This window comes from Aquimarina algiphila (assembly GCF_007489275.1).
GTDB classification, from domain to species: Bacteria; Bacteroidota; Bacteroidia; order Flavobacteriales; family Flavobacteriaceae; genus Aquimarina; species Aquimarina algiphila.
Genome location: NZ_VLNR01000017.1, coordinates 69,004 through 88,951 on the forward strand (window position 1 = coordinate 69,004; position 19,948 = coordinate 88,951).

14 protein-coding genes are annotated in these 19,948 nt (G+C 32.4%); 7 read left to right on the plus strand and 7 right to left on the minus strand.

The window, feature by feature from the left end:
• Nucleotides 1–32 precede the first annotated feature (32 nt).
• Nucleotides 33–2,627 carry a TonB-dependent receptor gene (locus FOF46_RS10250; RefSeq protein ID WP_167571788.1) on the plus strand — a complete coding sequence of 865 codons (2,595 nt, stop codon included), beginning with the start codon at nucleotides 33–35 and terminating at the stop codon, nucleotides 2,625–2,627.
• Nucleotides 2,628–2,822: 195 nt separating this feature from the next.
• Nucleotides 2,823–3,854, plus strand: a complete 1,032-nt coding sequence (locus FOF46_RS10255) for a T9SS C-terminal target domain-containing protein (protein WP_143916400.1) — start codon at nucleotides 2,823–2,825, stop codon at nucleotides 3,852–3,854.
• Between the two features lie 85 nt (nucleotides 3,855–3,939).
• Here FOF46_RS10255 and FOF46_RS10260 read toward each other — a convergent pair whose 3' ends face one another.
• The 3 genes from FOF46_RS10260 to FOF46_RS10270 all read right to left on the minus strand — a co-directional run bounded on the left by FOF46_RS10260 (nucleotide 3,940) and on the right by FOF46_RS10270 (nucleotide 6,945).
• Nucleotides 3,940–5,034 (minus strand): amidohydrolase family protein, encoded by a 1,095-nt coding sequence (locus tag FOF46_RS10260; RefSeq protein WP_143916401.1) that lies wholly within the window; start codon nucleotides 5,032–5,034, stop codon nucleotides 3,940–3,942.
• 481 nt (nucleotides 5,035–5,515) lie between these two features.
• Entirely contained in the window at nucleotides 5,516–6,184 is a 669-nt protein-coding gene (locus tag FOF46_RS10265; RefSeq protein WP_143916402.1) for a hypothetical protein, read from the minus strand.
• A gap of 116 nt (nucleotides 6,185–6,300) precedes the next feature.
• Nucleotides 6,301–6,945, minus strand: coding sequence for a peroxiredoxin-like family protein (locus tag FOF46_RS10270; protein ID WP_109438476.1), 645 nt, complete (start codon nucleotides 6,943–6,945; stop codon nucleotides 6,301–6,303).
• A 196-nt stretch (nucleotides 6,946–7,141) separates the two neighbouring features.
• On the opposite strand from FOF46_RS10270, the gene FOF46_RS10275 reads away from it, so the two are divergent.
• A complete protein-coding gene (locus FOF46_RS10275; RefSeq protein ID WP_143916403.1) occupies nucleotides 7,142–8,341 on the plus strand; it encodes a leucine-rich repeat domain-containing protein in 1,200 nt (399 codons plus the stop codon).
• A gap of 246 nt (nucleotides 8,342–8,587) precedes the next feature.
• Here the strand turns inward: FOF46_RS10275 and uvrA are convergent, their stop codons facing one another.
• Nucleotides 8,588–11,368: an excinuclease ABC subunit UvrA gene (gene uvrA / locus FOF46_RS10280; protein WP_143916404.1), complete on the minus strand. Its 2,781-nt coding sequence runs from the start codon at nucleotides 11,366–11,368 to the stop codon at nucleotides 8,588–8,590.
• A gap of 240 nt (nucleotides 11,369–11,608) precedes the next feature.
• On the opposite strand from uvrA, the gene FOF46_RS10285 reads away from it, so the two are divergent.
• The gene (locus tag FOF46_RS10285; RefSeq protein WP_109438479.1) at nucleotides 11,609–12,193 is read left to right on the plus strand and encodes an RNA polymerase sigma factor; all 585 of its coding nucleotides are present in this window, start codon (nucleotides 11,609–11,611) and stop codon (nucleotides 12,191–12,193) included.
• 235 nt (nucleotides 12,194–12,428) lie between these two features.
• On the opposite strand, the gene FOF46_RS10290 is transcribed toward FOF46_RS10285, so the two are convergent.
• On the minus strand, nucleotides 12,429–13,097 hold the full coding sequence (locus FOF46_RS10290; protein WP_109438480.1) for an endonuclease III domain-containing protein: 669 nt from the start codon (nucleotides 13,095–13,097) through the stop codon (nucleotides 12,429–12,431).
• A 159-nt stretch (nucleotides 13,098–13,256) separates the two neighbouring features.
• Between FOF46_RS10290 and bcp the strand changes: the two genes are divergently transcribed.
• A complete protein-coding gene (bcp, locus tag FOF46_RS10295; RefSeq protein WP_109438481.1) occupies nucleotides 13,257–13,706 on the plus strand; it encodes a thioredoxin-dependent thiol peroxidase in 450 nt (149 codons plus the stop codon).
• Between the two features lie 71 nt (nucleotides 13,707–13,777).
• Here bcp and FOF46_RS10300 read toward each other — a convergent pair whose 3' ends face one another.
• Complete coding sequence (locus FOF46_RS10300; RefSeq protein WP_109438482.1) at nucleotides 13,778–15,226, minus strand: nicotinate-nucleotide adenylyltransferase; 1,449 nt, start codon at nucleotides 15,224–15,226, stop codon at nucleotides 13,778–13,780.
• 167 nt (nucleotides 15,227–15,393) lie between these two features.
• Between FOF46_RS10300 and FOF46_RS10305 the strand changes: the two genes are divergently transcribed.
• Both FOF46_RS10305 and FOF46_RS10310 read left to right on the plus strand, forming a co-directional pair.
• Nucleotides 15,394–16,155, plus strand: coding sequence for an MBL fold metallo-hydrolase (locus FOF46_RS10305; protein WP_143916405.1), 762 nt, complete (start codon nucleotides 15,394–15,396; stop codon nucleotides 16,153–16,155).
• Nucleotides 16,156–16,158: 3 nt separating this feature from the next.
• Entirely contained in the window at nucleotides 16,159–16,656 is a 498-nt protein-coding gene (locus FOF46_RS10310) for a hypothetical protein (protein ID WP_109438484.1), read from the plus strand.
• A gap of 110 nt (nucleotides 16,657–16,766) precedes the next feature.
• On the opposite strand, the gene FOF46_RS10315 is transcribed toward FOF46_RS10310, so the two are convergent.
• A complete protein-coding gene (locus FOF46_RS10315) occupies nucleotides 16,767–19,601 on the minus strand; it encodes an esterase-like activity of phytase family protein (protein WP_208746767.1) in 2,835 nt (944 codons plus the stop codon).
• Between the last annotated feature and the right edge of the window lie 347 nt (nucleotides 19,602–19,948).

The window sequence follows — 19,948 nt, forward strand, 5'->3', positions numbered from 1 at the left end:
GTTTTGAGTTCGTTGTATTATTAATATGTTTTTTGAATATATCAGGTTACTCACAACAAGCAGATAGTGTAGAGGTTGTTGAAAACCAATCGATATTTAATATTCTTGAAGCATTTAAAAAACAATATCAATATAGTTTTTCTTATGATGTTGAAGCGGTCAAGAATGTAAAACTAAAAATTGATCAAAAGACAATCTCTATTGATTCACTATTAAAAGAGATAAAAGAACAAACGCAATTTATACTACAAAAGGTTGACGATCACAGTTATATTTTGGTAGAAAATGATGAAACTATCGAAATATGTGGTATTGTGGTCGATGCGACATCTACTTTTGAGCTTACTCAAGCTACTATCTTAAACAACAATAATGCAATTAAGCTTACAGATGAGCGAGGTTATTTTAGATTACGATTAAGACCAAAAGATTCAATTTCTATATCTTATTTAGGGTATGATATAAAAACAATTAAAGCTTCTGCTTTTTCAGGTTCGAGTTGTAATACAATTAGATTAAATCCTGAAATTCAGAGTTTAAGTGAGGTTGTTATTAATGAGTATCTTACTACAGGTGTACAAAAAAATAAAGATGCTTCTATTAATGTATCTACCAAAAAGCTCAGAATTCTACCAGGACTTGTAGAACCAGACGTTTTACAGAGTTTACAATTATTGCCAGGAGTAAATAGCCCAACAGAGGATCCAGCGGGATTATACATTAGAGGAGGAACTCCAGATCAAAACCTGGTACTATGGGATGGTATCAAAATGTATCATAATGGCCATTTTTTTAATCAAATATCAACTTTCAATCCCTATATAGTCAAAAATGTAAAGGTATATCGAGGTGGAACCAGTGTACGGTATGGAGATCGTATTTCTGGAGCAGTGATTATAGAATCTGATGATGATTTGATCGAAAAAATTAAAATCGGAGGCGGAGTAAATTTTACTCATGCAGATATTTTTGCCAAAGTTCCCTTGTCAGAAAAAATAGGTGTGATGGCGGCTTTTCGCAGATCTACTACTGATGTGTATAGAAATATAGCATACAATAATTTAGTTCGAAAAGTCTTTCAGAATACCAGGGCAGATATTCCAGATAGTAATGTACAAGGAACTTTGGATAGGGAAGCTAGAGAAGATGATTTTTCCTTTTCGGATACAAACATTAAACTTGTATGGCATCCAGATGAACAAAATACAATAAAATTTAGTGGAATATTTGCAGAAAATAGATTAGATAATATTAGAAATGAAGCAGATACGATTACCTCTTTTAATCGTATTAATGATATTCTTAAACTTAGGAACGGAGGAGCTAGTCTAAATTGGAGAAAAGAATATTCGAACAATATCATCCAGAAAACAAATGTTTATTTTTCAATATATGATACTCGTTATAAGATCATTGGATCTAATACCAATTCAAGACAAACTTTTATTTTTAATGAGAATAATCAAGTAAAGGATATAGGAGCAGAGTATTCTTTAGCTATTCCATTAGCTCCAAAACAAACTCTTGGTGTCGGGTATCAATTTGTTTATAATAAGGCAAATTATAATAGAAGCGAAATTGCTAATGGAGTTGTAGATGTAGATTTGGAGGATGAAATTAGAGGAGAAGGAAATAATCATACCTTGTTTTCTGAATATACTTATAAATCTCCAAAATTATATATGAATTTTGGACTTAGAGGCTCCTATTTGAGTAATACAGATCAGTTTTTTATAGAACCTCGTATGTTTTCTTCTGTAGAAGTGCTAAAGAACTTTAGGCTAACTACTTCGGCAGAATTAAAAAATCAACAACTTAACCGCCTGGTCACTTTTGGTAGTATTTATAATCAAATTGAAGGCTTACCAGTTGCAGATAATGTATGGCTTCTTTCTGGAAAAATTAGAAATGATGACTCCGTTTTTGTTCCAGTAATCAAAAGCATGCAATTTACTTTTGGTTCTTTATACACTATTAACGGATGGAATTTTGATTTGGAAGCCTATTATAAGAAGCTTACTGATGTAACATCAATTAATAATTTTGTTTTGGAAGTTGCTTCTGCAGATACCGATAATGTTTTTGAAATAGGAAAAGAAGAACGTATTGGTTTTGATTTTTTACTAAAAAAAAGGATTCAGAATTATAGGTTCTGGATAGGGTATTCTTTAAGTAAAGCTCTAGTTACTTTCCCTAGTATACAGCAGAATGCTTTTTCAGGAAATTTTGATCAAAGACATGTATTAAATATCTCTCAAACTTTAAAGGTTAATAATTTTGAGTTTGCACTTGGATGGAATTATGCCACCGGAAGACCATTTACAAGATTACTAAGAGATGTTGATAATATAGACGATGGTATTAGAATCGATCCAAAAGGAATTAATTCTAGTAGATTTAAGGATTATCATAGACTAGATGCTTCTGCAGTATATAGATTTAATTTTAAAACTAAAAAAACCTGGGGAGGAATGATTGGATTCTCCATTCGTAATATTTACAATAGAAAAAATACGATTACTCAAGGGTTTTCTCGAAGAGAGGATGAAAATGGAATTTTTGTAGAAAGTTTTGAAAACAAATCATTACAACTCACACCAGATGTGGTTATCCGTTTTAATTTTTAAGAACAGATTTTAATATTAGATATTTACCTATTTGTTATAGACATCTCTTAAAGAGTTTTTATTTTTCATCAAATACATAAGAATTATATGAATAGTTGTGGTAGGGTTGACGCAATGATTAACGTTACTATATCATAAGACTAACTAAACTCTCATCCCACTTGAATTTAATTAATCATGCTTAAAAATTAATTCATGAGACGTAATTCTTTATTATTTATTTATGTATTCTTTTGTTTGACGCTACTTAATTGTAATAGTAGCGATGATGCTTTGAGTGCCACAGATTCTGAAATGAATCCAAATTCGGGAGGAGATCAGGACTCAGGGATTACCCCTAGTCCTCCAACACAAGGAACACCGCTACGTACAGATGTAAAAACATTTATATTTGGACATAGCCTTATTGTACACTCGCCACCACTTATTCCTACTCCAAGCGACGAAACAACAGTTCCTCATTGGATGCATGTATTATCCCAATCTGCTGGTTATAGCTATGCTGTAGATGGCCAATATGGTTTTTTACCACAACATGATAATCTTCCACCAATTGCACAGTGGGGATTTGATATAGCATCTGGAGTTTGGAATTCTGATGTTGAGCCATTTTCTGAGGCTAATTTTAACACGATACTATTAACCGCAGCCAATTTTGTACAGTATCAACCTGCAAATACACCGTATGATGGAGATAATCCTGATAATACAACACCTCTTAGTGCTACTACAGATATTATTGATTGGGTTGGACAACAAGAAGAAGGGATAACAATTTATATTTATGAAAATTGGCCTGATATGGCTGGTTTTGTAAACTCATTTCCTCCTTCTCAAGAAGAATTTGCTAATTATAACGCAAATACAGTTGGAGATTTTCATAATTGGTGGTTAGATTATCATAACGCATTATTGGTTGATAGGCCTAATGTTAAGATGATTCCGGTAGGGCCAATTATAAGTAAACTACTTACAGATACAACATTGGAACAAATTCCGATTTTGGACTTATATGAAGATGCTGCTCCTCATGGAAGGCCAACCATTTATTTTCTGGCAAGTTTAATAACGTATTCTGCTATGTATGGGATACCACCACCATCAGATTTTGAAATCCCTACAACTGTACATAGCATAGTTAGAGATAATTATCAAGAAACAGTAAATTTTATCTGGAACGAACTTCAAAATTTTAATGACGAAAACGGGAATAGCCGTGTTTGGTAATACATAAAGTTTGTGATAAATAAAAGAGGCAATAGATGTTCTAATTGCCTCTTTTGTTTTTTTAACCTGATATAAGTTCTATTAATTATTTTGGAAACAAGCTTTTATCAATATTTGGAATAATTTGTAAAGCATTTTTATAGTATAGTTTCTTCAATACTTCATCATCAAGATCTAATCCATACATTTTCCAAAAGGCATGGTATCTTTTATAGTAAGGAAAATATTCATCATCAGATTCGAGTACTCTAAAGTAGGTATAATACTCCTCTGGATTCCAGGAATCTTTTCCAAACATCACTCTGTCTTGATATTTTGTAAGGAAGGCTTTGGCATTTCTGGGTTGTCTTCCTAATTCTGCGATTACAGCTCCAATTTCACTATACATATTTGGTATTTCGTCCATTAGTTTTGCTAGTTTAGCCAAGTCGTTACCATACCAACCCAAATGGGCATTAATGAATTTAGTGTTTTTATGTTTTCTAAAAATTCGATGCTGTTCTTGTATAATCGTTTCCCATGATCCAGTAACATTAGCATCTCTTTTTCTTCTAGATCTAAGTTTTAGCTCTAACCACCGTTCATTTTTATTGTCATGCGCATCCCAAAATGGTTTTGGATCAGCAGAATGGATCAATACAGGGATACCAAGTTCTCCGCACTTTTCCCAAACAGGTCCAATTCTGGGATCATCTATTTTAATACGATTCCCATTACTATCCTTATTATCCATGCCTTGACTTTTATAAATTTTTAATCCATTGGCACCAAGAGCTACATCTTTTTCGATTTGAGAAACAGTTTTTTGCGTCCAACCAGGTTCATCAATACCTGTAAGGTTAATATTGGTGAATACAATAAATCTATTAGGAAAATTCGTTTTTACATTTTCTAATGATTTAGCAAGATGTTCATCAGATCCTCTTCCTCTTCCAGATAGGTTTACCATCACTGCCATGTTGAGTTTATCCATTTCAGAAACAACATCTTGAAGGTTTTGTGTTGGCATTCTAAATTGATGATTATGGACATCGATAAAAGGGAACTTTGCTTTTTTGACCTCTTCTCCCGGTACAACAAGAGTAGAAGGGGGATCATAATCTTCAAATTCCATTTTTTGCGCGGCTATTTGTGTAATAGATGCTAATAGAACTAGTAAAAAGGCTTTCCAGAATTTCATATTTGTGATTTGATTTAGATAGCAAAAACATAAATATATAATAATCATACCGTCAAAAAGAAAGGTTAACAACACTTTATAAACTCTATAAAATCAATGATAATAGTACAATAATAAAAACCCCTGTTACTAAGTATGAAAAGTAACAAGGATCTTTATAAACAAATCACCAACCAATTACATTGTATATATTTTTATTTTAATTCACTTACAAAATAGGTTTATCGGCACAATAAGAATCAAATTTGATCGCTATGGAAAGAATTATGATGCTCTTACATACCTAAAACAAAAAAGAAATAAAATACCCTACTTTATTTTTTGAAAACATGATTATTTCCCAATTTATTAACCAAATATAGGAGACAGGAGGCCTAAAAATGTGATAGATTTCACAAGGAATCAAATAAAGAAAATCCCGTTACCTGAAGTATTTGGTAACGGGATTTTAAACAACTAACCAACAACTAAATTTTATATTTTAGTCATCATCACGATCATCATCGTCATCATCGTCATGATATCTTTTCTTCCTTTTTCTATTTTTATAATAATGATCATCGTCATTATCGTGCTTATAATATTTTGGCTGCCAATTCCTGTTATAATAAGGATCATGAGTTGTAGTACATCCATCGATACCACAGTATCCACAACCATCATAGTGAATATTACCTTCTGTCTCTCTTATTCTGTCATACCTGTTGTAGTAGATACGTAATCCACCTATTTGATACACTAATCCTCTTCTGTTATATCGAATTGATATTGTGCCTATTCTTCGTACTCTATTATGTCTATCATAACTGATATAATTTGGTCCGACCTTTTTTAGTCTACCGTAATAATCATATCTGATAAAATTATTATGATGTGCTCGTACACGTTGAGTATATGTACCGGGGGTATTATATCTTCTGGTATTCCAATTTCCGTAATGAGATCTACCTCTTCGATTAAGCACTTTATAGTCAATGCTACCTTCTGGGTAAACAAGAAATTTTATTCCTCCTTCGATAAAGACAATTGGTTGTGTGTTATGATAGCGTTTTGTAACCCTATCCTTGTGATCCGCATGATTGTGATCATTTGCCTTTACAGTTGTTACTATCAGTAACAAAGCTGCAGTAAAAAGTATCATTTTTTTCATAACCTTACCTGTTTTGGGTTTATGCCTACTCATTAGCTTTTCGGCTTCCGCTATTTGATTAATACAGTTTCAAATCGCGTGCCAAAAATGAGTAAGGTTATGAAAAATAAGGGTAATTATTTGGTTTTCAGAAAACTAATTATTTCTTCTGGATCCGCTCTTTCTTTATAATCTTCTTTAATGAAATCATAAATGATAGTTCCGTTCTGATCAATTATATATGTTGCTGATATTGGAAGTTGTTGAGCAGTATTTCCGTTATTTGCTTCTAAATCAATTTTAAAGCCTTTATAAACTTCAATAAGATCTTCTGGTAATGTAAATACGAGGTTAAATGCTTTGGCAATTTTATTATCTAAGTCAGAAAGAACTTCAAAACGTAATCCGTTTTTTTCTGAAGTAGTTAATGAATTGTCTGGTGTTTCGGGGCTTATAGCCACCAAAGTTGCTCCATATTTTTCAATTTCAGGTAGTGCATCTTGTAATGCTTTTAGTTCCAGGTTGCAATAAGGGCACCATCCGCCTCGATAAAAGGATAGGACAATTTTTTTATCTAATAATAATTCTTGTACAGACATCTTTTTATTGGCTGCATTGGGAAGTGTAATCTCTGGAATTTGATCTCCGGTTTTTAATGCTTTGGATACAAGTCCTTCATCGCGTAAGGTTTGTATACCATTATTCATTATTCTGTGTGTACTTTCTGAATATTTCGCTACAGATTGATCTGCGCGAGCTTTTAGATCTTGAGTAAGTGACATTGTTTTGGTTTAAGATTAAATGTCTACGTTTAGCCGTTACGAAATGAATTACATTACAGAGATAAATGCTATAATAATGTTAATATCGAATCAAGGTCAAAAAGTAGTATAAGGATAAAAAAACTTAACCCCAGAAAATGGGGTAGTGTCTTAATATAGAAATAATCATCTTTACCATGAAAAATCATTAAGTTTTATGAACATCATAAGTTTTGTTCGTGTAGTATTAATTTTTATAGGATTATTTTTATGTAGCAGCGGTATTGCTCAGGATGATCGCGATGTATTAATTAATTTGTATAGAGCAAATCCAGACAATAGACTAGATTGGGATATTAAGATAACAACGATAGAGGATTGGGTAGGTGTAACGATGGTTAAAGGAAGAGTAACCGAATTAGATTTAAGATCAAATAAATTAACCCTTCTTCCAGAAAGCTTTGGAGATCTTACAGCACTTGAGGAATTGGATTTGTCTGACAATCAATTAACTCATCTTCCAGAAAGCTTAGGAGGTCTTACAACACTTGAGGAGTTGGATTTGTCTGAAAATCAATTAACTCATCTTCCAGAAAACTTAGGAGGCCTTATAACACTTGTAAAATTGGATTTGTCTGACAATCAATTAATACGTCTTCCTGAAAGTTTTGGAGGCCTTACAGTACTTGGGGAACTGGATTTATCTTATAATAAGTTAACAAGCTTTCCAGAAAGTTTTGGAGACCTAATAAAGCTTGAATACTTGAATTTGTATAAAAATCAAATAACAAGTCTTCCAGAAAGTTTTAGAGGTCTTAAAGCGCTTGGGGAATTGGATTTGTCTTATAATCAATTAATAAGCTTTCCAGAAAGTTTAGGAGACCTTATAACACTTAAAAAATTGTATTTGACGAATAATAATATTATTAGTTTTTCTGAAAGTTTAGTTGGTCTTACAGCGCTTTTGTATTTGAATTTAAACGATAATGAATTAACTCATCTTCCAGAAGGTTTTGGAAACCTTACAAGGCTTAAAGGATTGAGGTTAAATAATAATGAATTAACTCATCTTCCAGAAAGTTTTGGAAATCTAATAAAGCTTGAATACTTGAATTTAGATGATAATGAATTAACTAGTCTTCCAGAAAGTTTTGGAGGTCTATTAAAACTTGAATACTTGAATTTATATAAAAACCCACTGATTCGTCTTCCAGAAAGTTTTGTCGATCTTAAAGAGCTTGAGATATTAGATTTGTCTTATAATAAATTAACAAGTCTTCCAGATCGTTTTGGAGATTTAATAAAGCTTAAATACTTAGATTTATATAAAAACCCATTGGCTCGATTATCCGTATCATTATGCAATTTTATAAGTGATATTTCTAGAGTCAGTTTACATACTGGTGTATGTGATTAATGATGTAGATTAAAAATGGAAACATTGTTATATGAATACCTACTATGCTATATGATTTGCTTGTCATTCCTGTTTCAGAGACCTATAATTAATCGATTATCTTTTTAAAAAAGAGTGTTTATTTTTATTTTTTTATTCCCAACGAAAGGCAACGTGTTGTTTAACGATAATATTTGTTTCTACCTGAAGCAGAAAGTATTTTTAAGTCTAGAATTTGTTGCTGCCTGAAGGAGGGGGAATATATTCTTATAATTTTTCTTTTAAATACTGGCCCGTATATGAGTCTTTTATTTTTACAACTTCTTCAGGAGTACCCTCAGCCATTATAGTACCTCCATTTTTTCCTCCTTTTGGTCCCAGATCGATAACATGATCAGCACATTTAACGAGATCTAGATTATGTTCTATTACCAAAATAGAGTGCCCTTTGGATATTAATTCATTAAAAGATTTTAATAATTTTTTGATGTCATGAAAATGAAGTCCTGTTGTCGGTTCATCAAAGATAAATAGGGCTTTGTCTTTGGTATTTCCTTTAACCAAAAACGAAGCAAGTTTAATCCGCTGTGCTTCTCCTCCGGATAGGGTGGAAGAACTCTGTCCCAGTTGAACATAGCCAAGTCCAACATCTTGTAATGGTTGTAACTTCTTATGTATCTTAGTTTGATTGTGATCTGAAAAGAAATCAATTGCTGTATCTATAGTCATCGATAGTATATCATGAATATTTTTATCATGAAATGTTACTTCGAGAACATCTTTTTTGAAACGTTTACCTCCACAAGTTTCACATTCCAGGTGTACATCTGCCATGAATTGCATCTCGATAGTAACTTCTCCTTCTCCTTTACAAGTTTCACATCGTCCGCCATCTACATTAAATGAGAAATGTTTTGCTTTATAATTACGAATACTAGATAATTTTTGAGAAGCAAACAAATTACGAATATCATCATATGCCTTTATATAAGTAACCGGATTAGAACGTGATGATCTACCAATCGGATTTTGGTCTACAAACTCTACATGTTTTATATTGCTGTAGTTACCTTTAAGTTCTGTAAACTGACCTGCTTTTTCTCCATAACCTCCTAATTCCTTAAGTACAGAAGGATAAATGATCTTTTTTACTAGTGTGCTTTTTCCGCTACCTGATACCCCGGTAATGGCGGTAAAGATTCCAAGAGGGATTTTAAGGTCAATGTTTTGTAGATTGTTTTCTCGAGCTCCAATGATTTCAAGATAATATTTTGAGGTCCTACGAGTTTTAGGAACTTCAATTTCAAGAGTTCCATTTAAGTATTTTGCTGTTAATGAATCAGCTTTTAGAATTTCATCATATGCTCCCGTAGCAACAACATGTCCTCCATGTGTACCGGCTTCGGGACCAATATCGATAATTTCATTGGCCGCTTTCATGATATCTTCATCATGTTCTACTACAATTACCGTATTACCAAGATCTCGAAGAGATTGTAATACTTTAATCAATTTTTCGGTATCCTTAGGGTGTAATCCAATACTTGGTTCATCCAGGATATACATAGATCCAACCAGACTGCTTCCTAACGAAGTAGCTAGATTAATACGTTGCGATTCTCCTCCAGATAATGTATTTGATTTTCTATTAAGTGTTAAGTATTCCAATCCAACATTCTGTAAAAACTCTAAACGGCTATTGATTTCTTTAAGAAGGCGTTTGGCAATTTTTGTATCATATTCATTTAAGGTAAGGTCTTTAAAGAAATCAGCTAATTCATTAAGTGGCTTCTCTACCAAATCTGTTAAGGTAGCTCCATTGATTTTTACATAGTTGGCTTCTTTGCGTAAACGCTTCCCTTTACAAGTAGAACATTTTGTTTTTCCGCGATAGCGAGAAAGCATTACACGATTTTGAATTTTGTATGCTTTTGATTCTAATTCTTCAAAAAAACTTGTAATTCCTTCAAAGTACTCATTTCCAGACCAAAGAAGATCTTTGTCTTTGTCCGATAATTCGAAATAAGGTTTATGAATAGGGAAATCGAATTTGTATGCACTGTTTACCAGTTGATCCTTATACCAGCTCATACTATCACCGCGCCATGGAAAAACAGCTTCTTCATAAATACTCAAAGCGGTATTAGGAATAACAAGATCTCCATCAATACCAATAACATCACCATATCCTTCACATTCTGGACAAGCTCCATATGGATTATTAAAACTAAAAAGATGCACATTAGGTTCTAAAAAAGTAATACCAGCTAATGCAAAAGTGTTACTAAATTCTTTAATGTTATTATCAGTAAGTGTTTCGATATGACAAATTCCCTTACCTTCAAAAAATGCAGAATCAATAGCATCTGCTAAACGATTATAAAAATCCTCTTCATCTTTTTTTACGATACGATCTACAACTAGATAAAAATCATCTTTTTCATTAATACTTGCTTCTTCTATTCGGTGTACCGTGCCGTTTACTTTGATACGCGCATACCCTTGTTGTTGTAGTACTTTTAGTTTACCCTCTAGTGTTCTTCCATCTTCGATATGAATAGGAGAGAGTAATAAGAGTTTCTCACCATTTTCAAATGTTTTTACATACTCAATAACATCAGTTACGCGATCTTTTTTTACTTGATTACCAGAGATAGGAGAGTAGGTTTTTCCAATTCTGGCAAAAAGTAATTTGAGATAATCATAAATTTCTGTTGTCGTACCTACAGTAGATCTTGGATTGGTAGAATTTACTTTTTGCTCAATAGCTATTGCAGGAGCAATTCCTTTTATATAATCAACCTTAGGTTTATTGAGTCGTCCTAAAAACTGGCGAGCATAAGACGAAAGGCTTTCAACGTATCTACGTTGTCCCTCTGCATATAAGGTATCAAATGCAAGACTAGATTTACCAGATCCAGATAATCCGGTAATAACCACTAACTGATTTCTTGGGATAACGGCGTCTAAATCTTTCAGGTTGTGAAGTTTAGCTCCTTTTATAATTATATTGTCTTTTGGATCTAAGGTTGTAATGTCTTGAATCATAGTAAATACGCGGTAAGAGCGCAAAGATAATGATTACAAAACAAGTATTATAACCTATGTCAAATGAAAGTTTAGTTAAAAAAATTAACAAGAAATTGTTTGATATTCAATGATAGTTACTATATTAGCCCCTGTAAATAAACCATAAATCTAAAACGAAACTGCCTATAGCATACCTTTACTTTTAAGTTTAACATAGCACGAGCCCCAAGCTTGTTGGTACTAAAATTAAATTAAGGTATGAAGAATTACACCCTAACAGACGCAGTTCTGGTTAATAACTACATTAAAGGAGACGAATGTGCTTTATCTGTTCTAATAGAAAGACATAAGCAGCGTATTTACAGTTTTATTTATTCTAAAGTTTTTGATAGAGATGTTTCAGAAGACATTTTCCAGGATACTTTTATAAAAGTTATCAGAACATTAAAGAATGGGAAATATAATGAAGAAGGAAAATTTCTACCGTGGGTAATGCGTATTGCTCATAATTTGGTCATTGATCATTTTAGAAAAGGAAATAGAATGCCAAAATTTGAAGATAATGGAGAATTTAGCATCTTTTCTGTGATAAGTGATGGAGATCTTAATGCTGAAAAAAGAATAATTAAAGATCAGGTAGAAGAGGATTTACGTAATTTAATTCAAGAATTACCAGAAGATCAAAAAGAAGTTCTGGTTATGCGTATGTACCGAGATATGAGTTTTAAGGAAATATCTGATAAAACAGGTGTAAGTATTAATACAGCCCTTGGTAGAATGAGGTATGCATTAATTAACCTAAGAAAAGTAATTGAAAAAAATAATATTGTTTTAACAAATTAATAACGTATTGATGCAATAAAGTTTAATTTGTCTCGTTATAATTTTAAATAACCCTAATATTTAAGATTATATAATATGGCAAAATTTTACTTTAAGTCTTCAAAAGAAGAAAAACATTTAGTACCTAGCAGAAAAACAATTGATTTTCTCTTAAGCTATTCAAAATCATTACAAGTTTTAGAGTGTAATAACCTTAAGTTTGAAACGATTTTAAACTAAACTTATAAAAGGCCCATTATTTTTTAATGGGCCTTTTACTTTTATAATATTCATCCAAAACGGTTTTTCTACCTATAGTTTTTGTGATGATGTCTTTATCAAGATCCCAGCCTCTAGCAGGAGAATATTCTCGTCCATACCAAATAATTTGAAGATGTAAATCATTCCATAATTCTTTTGGAAATAAACGTTTGGCATCTTTTTCTGTTTGTGTTACATTTTTGCCATTGGTAAATCCCCAACGATACATTAATCTGTGGATATGAGTATCAACAGGAAATGCAGGTACTCCAAATGCTTGTGACATAACAACACTTGCAGTCTTGTGTCCAACAGCAGGAAGTTCTTCTAATGCTTCAAAGCTTTGAGGAACCTCGCCATTATGTTTATCTATAAGAATCTGCGATAATCCGTGTATTCCTTTAGATTTCATTGGACTTAAACCAACGGGTCTTATAATTTCTCTAATCTCTTCTACAGATAGCCTAACCATTGCATATGGATTATCTGCACGATCAAATAATAAAGGAGTAATTTGATTGACTCTAACATCGGTGCTTTGTGCACTCATTAATACTGCAATTAATAAGGTATAAGGATCTTTATGGTCGAGTGGAATAGGAATTCTGGGATATAATTCTTGTAACGTTTTAATTGTAAAATCTATCTTTTCCTGCTTGGTCATATTGCCTAAATTGTTTTATGCTAAAGTATTAAATTATAAATCGAATATAATAGAGGATAATCATTAAAATTTTTATAAAACTGAAACGATATCGTTATTTTTGTTTTATTTTTATCCAGAAACTTTAAACAAAATTTAATTCATATAAATCATAGAACAATGACCACATTACAAGCAGGAGATAAAGCTCCTAATTTTTCAGCATTAGATCAGGATGGAAATACGATTACCTTGGATAATTACAAAGGAAAAAAGCTTGTGGTTTTTTTCTATCCCAAAGCAAGTACCCCTGGTTGTACGGCAGAAGCGTGTAATCTAAGAGATAATTATCAAACTTTTCAAAATCAAGGGTATGAGATTCTTGGAGTGAGCGCAGATAGTGCAAAGCGTCAACAAAATTTTAAAAATAAGTTCGAGTTACCTTATCCATTACTAGCCGATGAGGATAAAAAAGTTATTGAGGCTTTTGGAGTTTGGGGGCCTAAGAAATTTATGGGGAAAGAGTATGACGGAATTCATCGTACCACCTTTGTTATTGATGAAAACGGTGTTATTTCAGAAGTAATACTCAAGGTAAAAACAAAAGATCATACTGCGCAAATATTATAGTTAAAATATATAAAAAAGCAGCATTAATAGTCTTTATTAATGCTGCTTTTCATTTAAAATATCTTAATTGTTTATTCTACAGATTCTACGGTTTTATATCCGAAGAAATTATTTGCCTTAATCATTTCAGGGATAAGTTCAGGTAACTGATCTTCCCAACCAGGTTCTCCTTCTTGGATTTTTTGAAGAACTTCCCTGGAGAAAATATCCATGATAGATGGATCGTAATCTGTAATATCTTGTAGTTTACCATTATATTTAAAGAATTTGTATAATTCTTTCATACGAGGGTGTACCTTAAGAGTATCACTATCTGTAAGTTCACCTGTTTCATGATTTTTTAATGGATATAGATACACTTTTAGATCTTTGAAGAATAGTTTTCCAAAAGCTTCTAAAATCCCTCCACTTAAGTGCATGTAGTATTTTTGATCAAAAATATCTACCAGATTGTTCACTCCCATAGCCAAAGCCATACGCTCTTTGGTATAATTAGAGAAGTATTCAACCATACGATAGTATTCCTTGAAGTTTGAAATCATTACCGTTTGTCCTAGAGAACATAATAATCTGGCTCTTGACATAAAATCTTCTTCATCAATTTCTCCTTCTGCTCTTAGGTTGGATAAAGTGATTTCAAAAATAACTACAGTTTTCTCTTTTTTTACTTTATTCTCACTCAAAAACATGTTGAGTGATTTTTTATAGATGTCCATATTAACCTTGGTAACAGGTCTAAAACTCCCACGAAGGGCTAATATGTTTTTCTTATATAAAATCGCGGCAGGTAATATGTTATTTCCATCAGGACCAAACATAACCGCCTCGGTCATGCCATTTTTAACAAGTTGTAAACTCATTAAACGATTATCTACTTTTGTAAAGCGAGGACCAGAAAAGTTTATAGTATCAATTTCAATTTGATCTTTATCCAAATGATCATACAGGTAACGTAATAATTTTTTTGGGTTATCATATTTATAATAAGCACCATAAATTAGATTCACACCCAATACACCAAGAGTCATTTGCTGTAATCTAGCATCATTTTCATGGAATCGAATATGCAGTGTAATTTCATTATACTCTTCATTAGGAACCGTCTGGTAACGAATACCAACCCAACCATGTCCTTTGTACTTTTTTGCAAAATCAATAGTCGCTACAGTATTGGCATAACTAAAAAATAACTTATTTGGATGTTTTTCGCGAGTAATCCTTTCTTCGATAAGTTTTACCTCATGCTTAAGCATTTTTTTTAACCGTGCTTCAGTAACATAACGTTTATCATTTTCGATACCATAAATTGCATCACTAAAATCTTTGTCATAAGCACTCATGGCCTTTGCAATCGTACCTGAAGCGCCACCTGCTCTGAAAAAATTTCGCGCAGTTTCCTGACCAGCACCAATTTCTGCAAAAGTACCGTAGATGTTTTGATTGAGGTTAATACGTAAAGCTTTACTCTTTATTGAAGGGACAGATTCAAATTCTTTATCTCCCATTATCTTAATAGGCATAGTAAAAAGGGCTTTTTTTGTTTAATGTAAAGGTACTAATACCATAAGTATTAAAAAAGTTTGAATGTGAAATTTCTACATTTTAAAAAGTCGTTAAAAAGAATTAATATATTCATACAATTTTTGCCAAAAAAATATAAGTACATTTGCTGTAGTTTATCATAATTATGAAAGTAACTTTTCTTGGTACTGGGACCTCACAGGGAATTCCGATTATAGGAAGTGATCATCCTGTATGTCTAAGTGATGACCCCAAAGATAAGCGACTTCGGGTTTCTGTGCTTGTCTCTTGGGACAAATACAATTATGTAATAGATTGCGGACCAGATTTTAGACAACAAATGCTATCTAATCGGGTTTCAAGAATTGATGGTGTTGTTTTTACTCATGAGCATGCTGATCATACCATGGGATTGGATGATATACGTCCCTTTTTTTTTAGACAAGGTGATATCCCAATATATGCCCACAAAAGAGTTATGGAAGCTTTAAAAGTAAGGTTCGATTATATTTTTGCTTCAGAAAATAAATACCCTGGAGCACCAAGTGTTATAGAAAATGAATTAGATAATACTCCTTTTCTATTGGGTAATCTAGATGTTGTTCCTATCAATACTTTTCATAACCGATTACAAGTTTTTGGATTTCGTTTTAAAGATTTTGCATATCTAACAGATGTAAAAACTGTAGAAGAAGCAGAAAGAGTTAAATTAAGAGGAGTTAAGGTATTGGTTGTTAATGCACTTAGGATAGAACCTCACCATTCTCATTTTAATTTAGAAGAAGCTCTAGAGTTCATAGAGGATATCCAACCAGATCGGGCATATCTAACTCATATTAGTCATATGTTAGGGTTTCATGCAGAAGTAGAGAAACTATTGCCCAAAAATGTGTATATAGCATACGATAACTTAAAAATAACTATTTAAAACATGAAGAGTAAGATTTTTTTATACCTATTTATTTTTGCATCATTATTTATTCTTTTTCAATTTATGAATGCTAAAAAGGCAAAAGAGTCCTATGATACAAAGATTGATAATTTAAAAGCTAAGATTACCAAAAAAGAAGTAGCTTTTGATTCACTTGTGGATATTAATTTAGATTTAACTTATTTTTCTTTAGAAAGTAACGAAGATGCAGCGGCGTATTTTGAAGAAATGGGTTATGATGCAAATAAATTAGCTCTAACTATAGGAGATCAGATAATTAGTCAAAATAAAGCAGGAGAAGATAACCCAATAATTCCGTTTGTTGGGATGGAAGGTAATATGGCTATTAATAAAGTAAGACTTCTTAATCATAAATGGATCATAGCAGATTTTACTGATGGTGTATATTGGGGAGAGCTTTTTATTACTTATGAGGTTAGAAAAGATGGAGTGGTGGATTTTGAAGTTGAAAAATCATTTTTATATCCTAAAAACTAGTTTAAAAAGTAAGAAATTTCAGATAATATATTAAAAAAGCTACCTGGTATCAGGTAGCTTTTTTTGGTTTGTTGTAATGTGTGATAAGAAAGTTGGTTAAGGTATGTTGTCTATTTTTTTAATAATTTCTTTTTAGTCAGTTTTCCGTCTACATCTATTATAGCGATATAAGTTCCTTGTGAAACTAAAGATCCATTATCTGATGATCCATCCCAGGTATAATTAAAATTCCCTTCACTTTCTTTATGATTAACTAATTTTCGGACTAGATTACCTCGTATGTCATAAATGGTAATGGATACTTCATTCTTGTTATCATTAGTAATATTTGAAAACGTGACTTGCTCTTTAAATGTATTAGGATACACTTTAATGTTTTCTGAAATGACATCTTCTTCTTCTGTTTTTAGTCTATTCCATGACCTTCCTAAGGGTTGATCAAGCCATAAAAGAATAAATTCATTATCATCAGGTAGTCCTGTACCTACATGTCGACCAATACTAAAAGGATAATTGTTATCATTTAGTACTCCAATCAAAAACGGATTAAAAACGACCACGCTTTCTATAGTTACAAAAGGAAAAGCAAAATTTCTTCCTATTCCGATATCACCATCCAATCCAGGTTCAGAAATTCTAAGAATATCTTTAATTTTAAGAAGATCTACATTAAGTCTTTTTTCTACCAATTCTTCATTTTCATCTAATTCTATCTCATATATGGCTTTAAAACCATTTAGATCCCCTTGTGAACCATCACGTTCGATGATTAAACCTCTTTTACGATTAAACATAATAAAGTCTCCTATTGCGGTCGCTTTTTGATTTAAAGGATATTCAAACTTTTTACCAGAATATGATTTACTTTCTAAATCAAATTCATGAATAAGTAGATTATTATTATCAGCGCCTTGTAAAGGCTTTTCCAGCAAAGGAAGTAACGTTCTTTTATCTGTACTTAGTGCCAGTCCTTCAAAACCACCACTACCTTTTACACGGAAAGGTGTATCTAATTCTGTATTACGATAAGGCCAATATAATCCAGCTAACCATGGCGTATTTTGTCCATTTTGATCTTGTAGATTTGTTCCATCTCCAGCATCTCCAACCTTTGGGAAATCACCAAATAAACATACGGTTCGTATCTCAGGATATTGTTTTTGTGTAATTAATAATGTTCTAAAGTCAAAACTTTGTATATCTGCTCTGTCGGTAAGGTTATTTTTTACAATAACATCTGCTATGACTTTAGTAAAAGTTTCAGGATCGACCGTTCTATCGGCAAAAACATCTCCACGATCATCAGTGTCTGTTCTTGGATTGATTTTGGTTTCGATGTTAAAACGGACTTTGGATGCATTCATCCAACGTTTCATTGCTTCGGGATCTGATGCTCCAGGTCCGTTTTTATAATATTCAATATAAAAGTCAACAAAATCAAATAATTGTTGTAACGATGGCATAATATAAGGATCAACAAGCTCTTTTTGATTTGAAAATGCTACTGCAACCGGGGACAGTGAAAGATCATTGGTTTGAGAAGGTCTTCCATTTAATATTTTATCAGCAATAAATGTTGTTTGAATTTGATCTAATGTGAGATCTTTTACTAATACTTCATCTTTAAATTCATAAGGAGTACCATCAACTTTACGTGTTTTTGCAGCTTCAATATGTGGATCGTGATCCAAAACAGGAACTCCGTCAAGAGTAATTCCGCAATCAGTTTCGAGAGTAGGCATAAGGAAATCTAAAGCGGCTTCCATGGCTGGTAAAGTGTTTTCAGGACGTAGATTTCGTGAGCCTCTGTGTCCTTGTGCATCAAACAACTTTACATCAATCAAACCATCTGCATTTATATAATCCGGTTGGCCATCTTTGTTTTTATCAAAATTTTGTATCGCTTCTAATAATAAATCTGGGCGATCAGAAATGATTCCTTGTACTCCTTGATCGAGAAGAAGATTCATGTTTTCTAGATCATTAACGGTATATACTACTACTTGATGTCCTGCTCGATTTAAAGAAGAAACATTAAATAATTCGCTAGAAGCTTGTTTGAGTCCAGTAGGAGGGTTTTCTCTACTTCCAACCTTTGTATTAGAATTTTGATCATCCAACATGACAAACCATGGGGACATCACTGGAGGTTTACTTCCGTTTGTTTTTGCATGTGATCTCATTGCGTTCATAACACGAAGTGCACTAAATTCTTCACTATATGGATTTTGTGGTGCACGAAGTTCTTTTCCCGGATTATCAAAATCAGGAAGAGAAAAGGGAGGGTCTAATAAAATCCCATTTTTATCAAAATGTAGCAAAAAAGGACCAAATTCATCACCAATCCAATAGTCGCCGTTAGCCGTTCTTTGTATAGACTCTATATCAAAATCTGCGCCGGTAAGGATTCTGGAATCACTAAAATGGTTAGTTATTGCAAAAGGTATCAAATGATTGGGATCACGCAATTCTATAAAGTCTAGTACGTCAATTCCACCATCGTTATGCGCAATAATACTTTTAAACTTTGGTTGTATTCTATAAAGACGTAGATGATAATCTGCTGAGTTTTCGATACTACCAAAACCGTTATCAGACAATACGGTAAAGGTTCTGTCAAAATTGTTTAGAACGGCAGAAAAACCTTGTATAGGCTGTTTGTTTAAAAAAGGAACTGGTTGTTGATTGATCAATCCTTGGTTTATATATTGTCCTGAGGAAGGGCCTTCAGAGAAGCTGGCAGCAGGCAAAACTGCTCTTGAGATCAGTATGTCTCCAAAGTTGGTAAAGGACTTACCAGTTCCTTTTGGAATCATTTTCTTGTTGTAATTGTTATCAGTAGGAATCTCGAATTGAGATTTCTCTATAGTCTCTTTTTTTGAGTTTTGGGCTTGAAGTGATGAGGATAAGATACATAAGATACTTAATAGTGTATAGTATGTCATTTTTGAAATGATTTGGTAATGGCGTTTCATGATGTGTATTACGTTTAAGATTAATTTGGTTAATGACTTCATAAAATTACGCGCTGTATATTACCAAATCGTTTATCTTCTTTAAACAAATGTTTAGGATAAGGTTAGCTGTTTTATGATTGTGTAATACCCAGGATGAACATGAAAACTAAATTAGGAACTTGTACGAAAACGTTGTAGTGATATATTGTGATTCTTATTACATAAATTGAATTTTGATGAAAATTCAATAATTCTCAAGCAGGGTAAGGGGTTATAGGAGTATTCTAAGAGGATTAAATTATATTTGATTTCAATATATTTAAGAAAACATACGT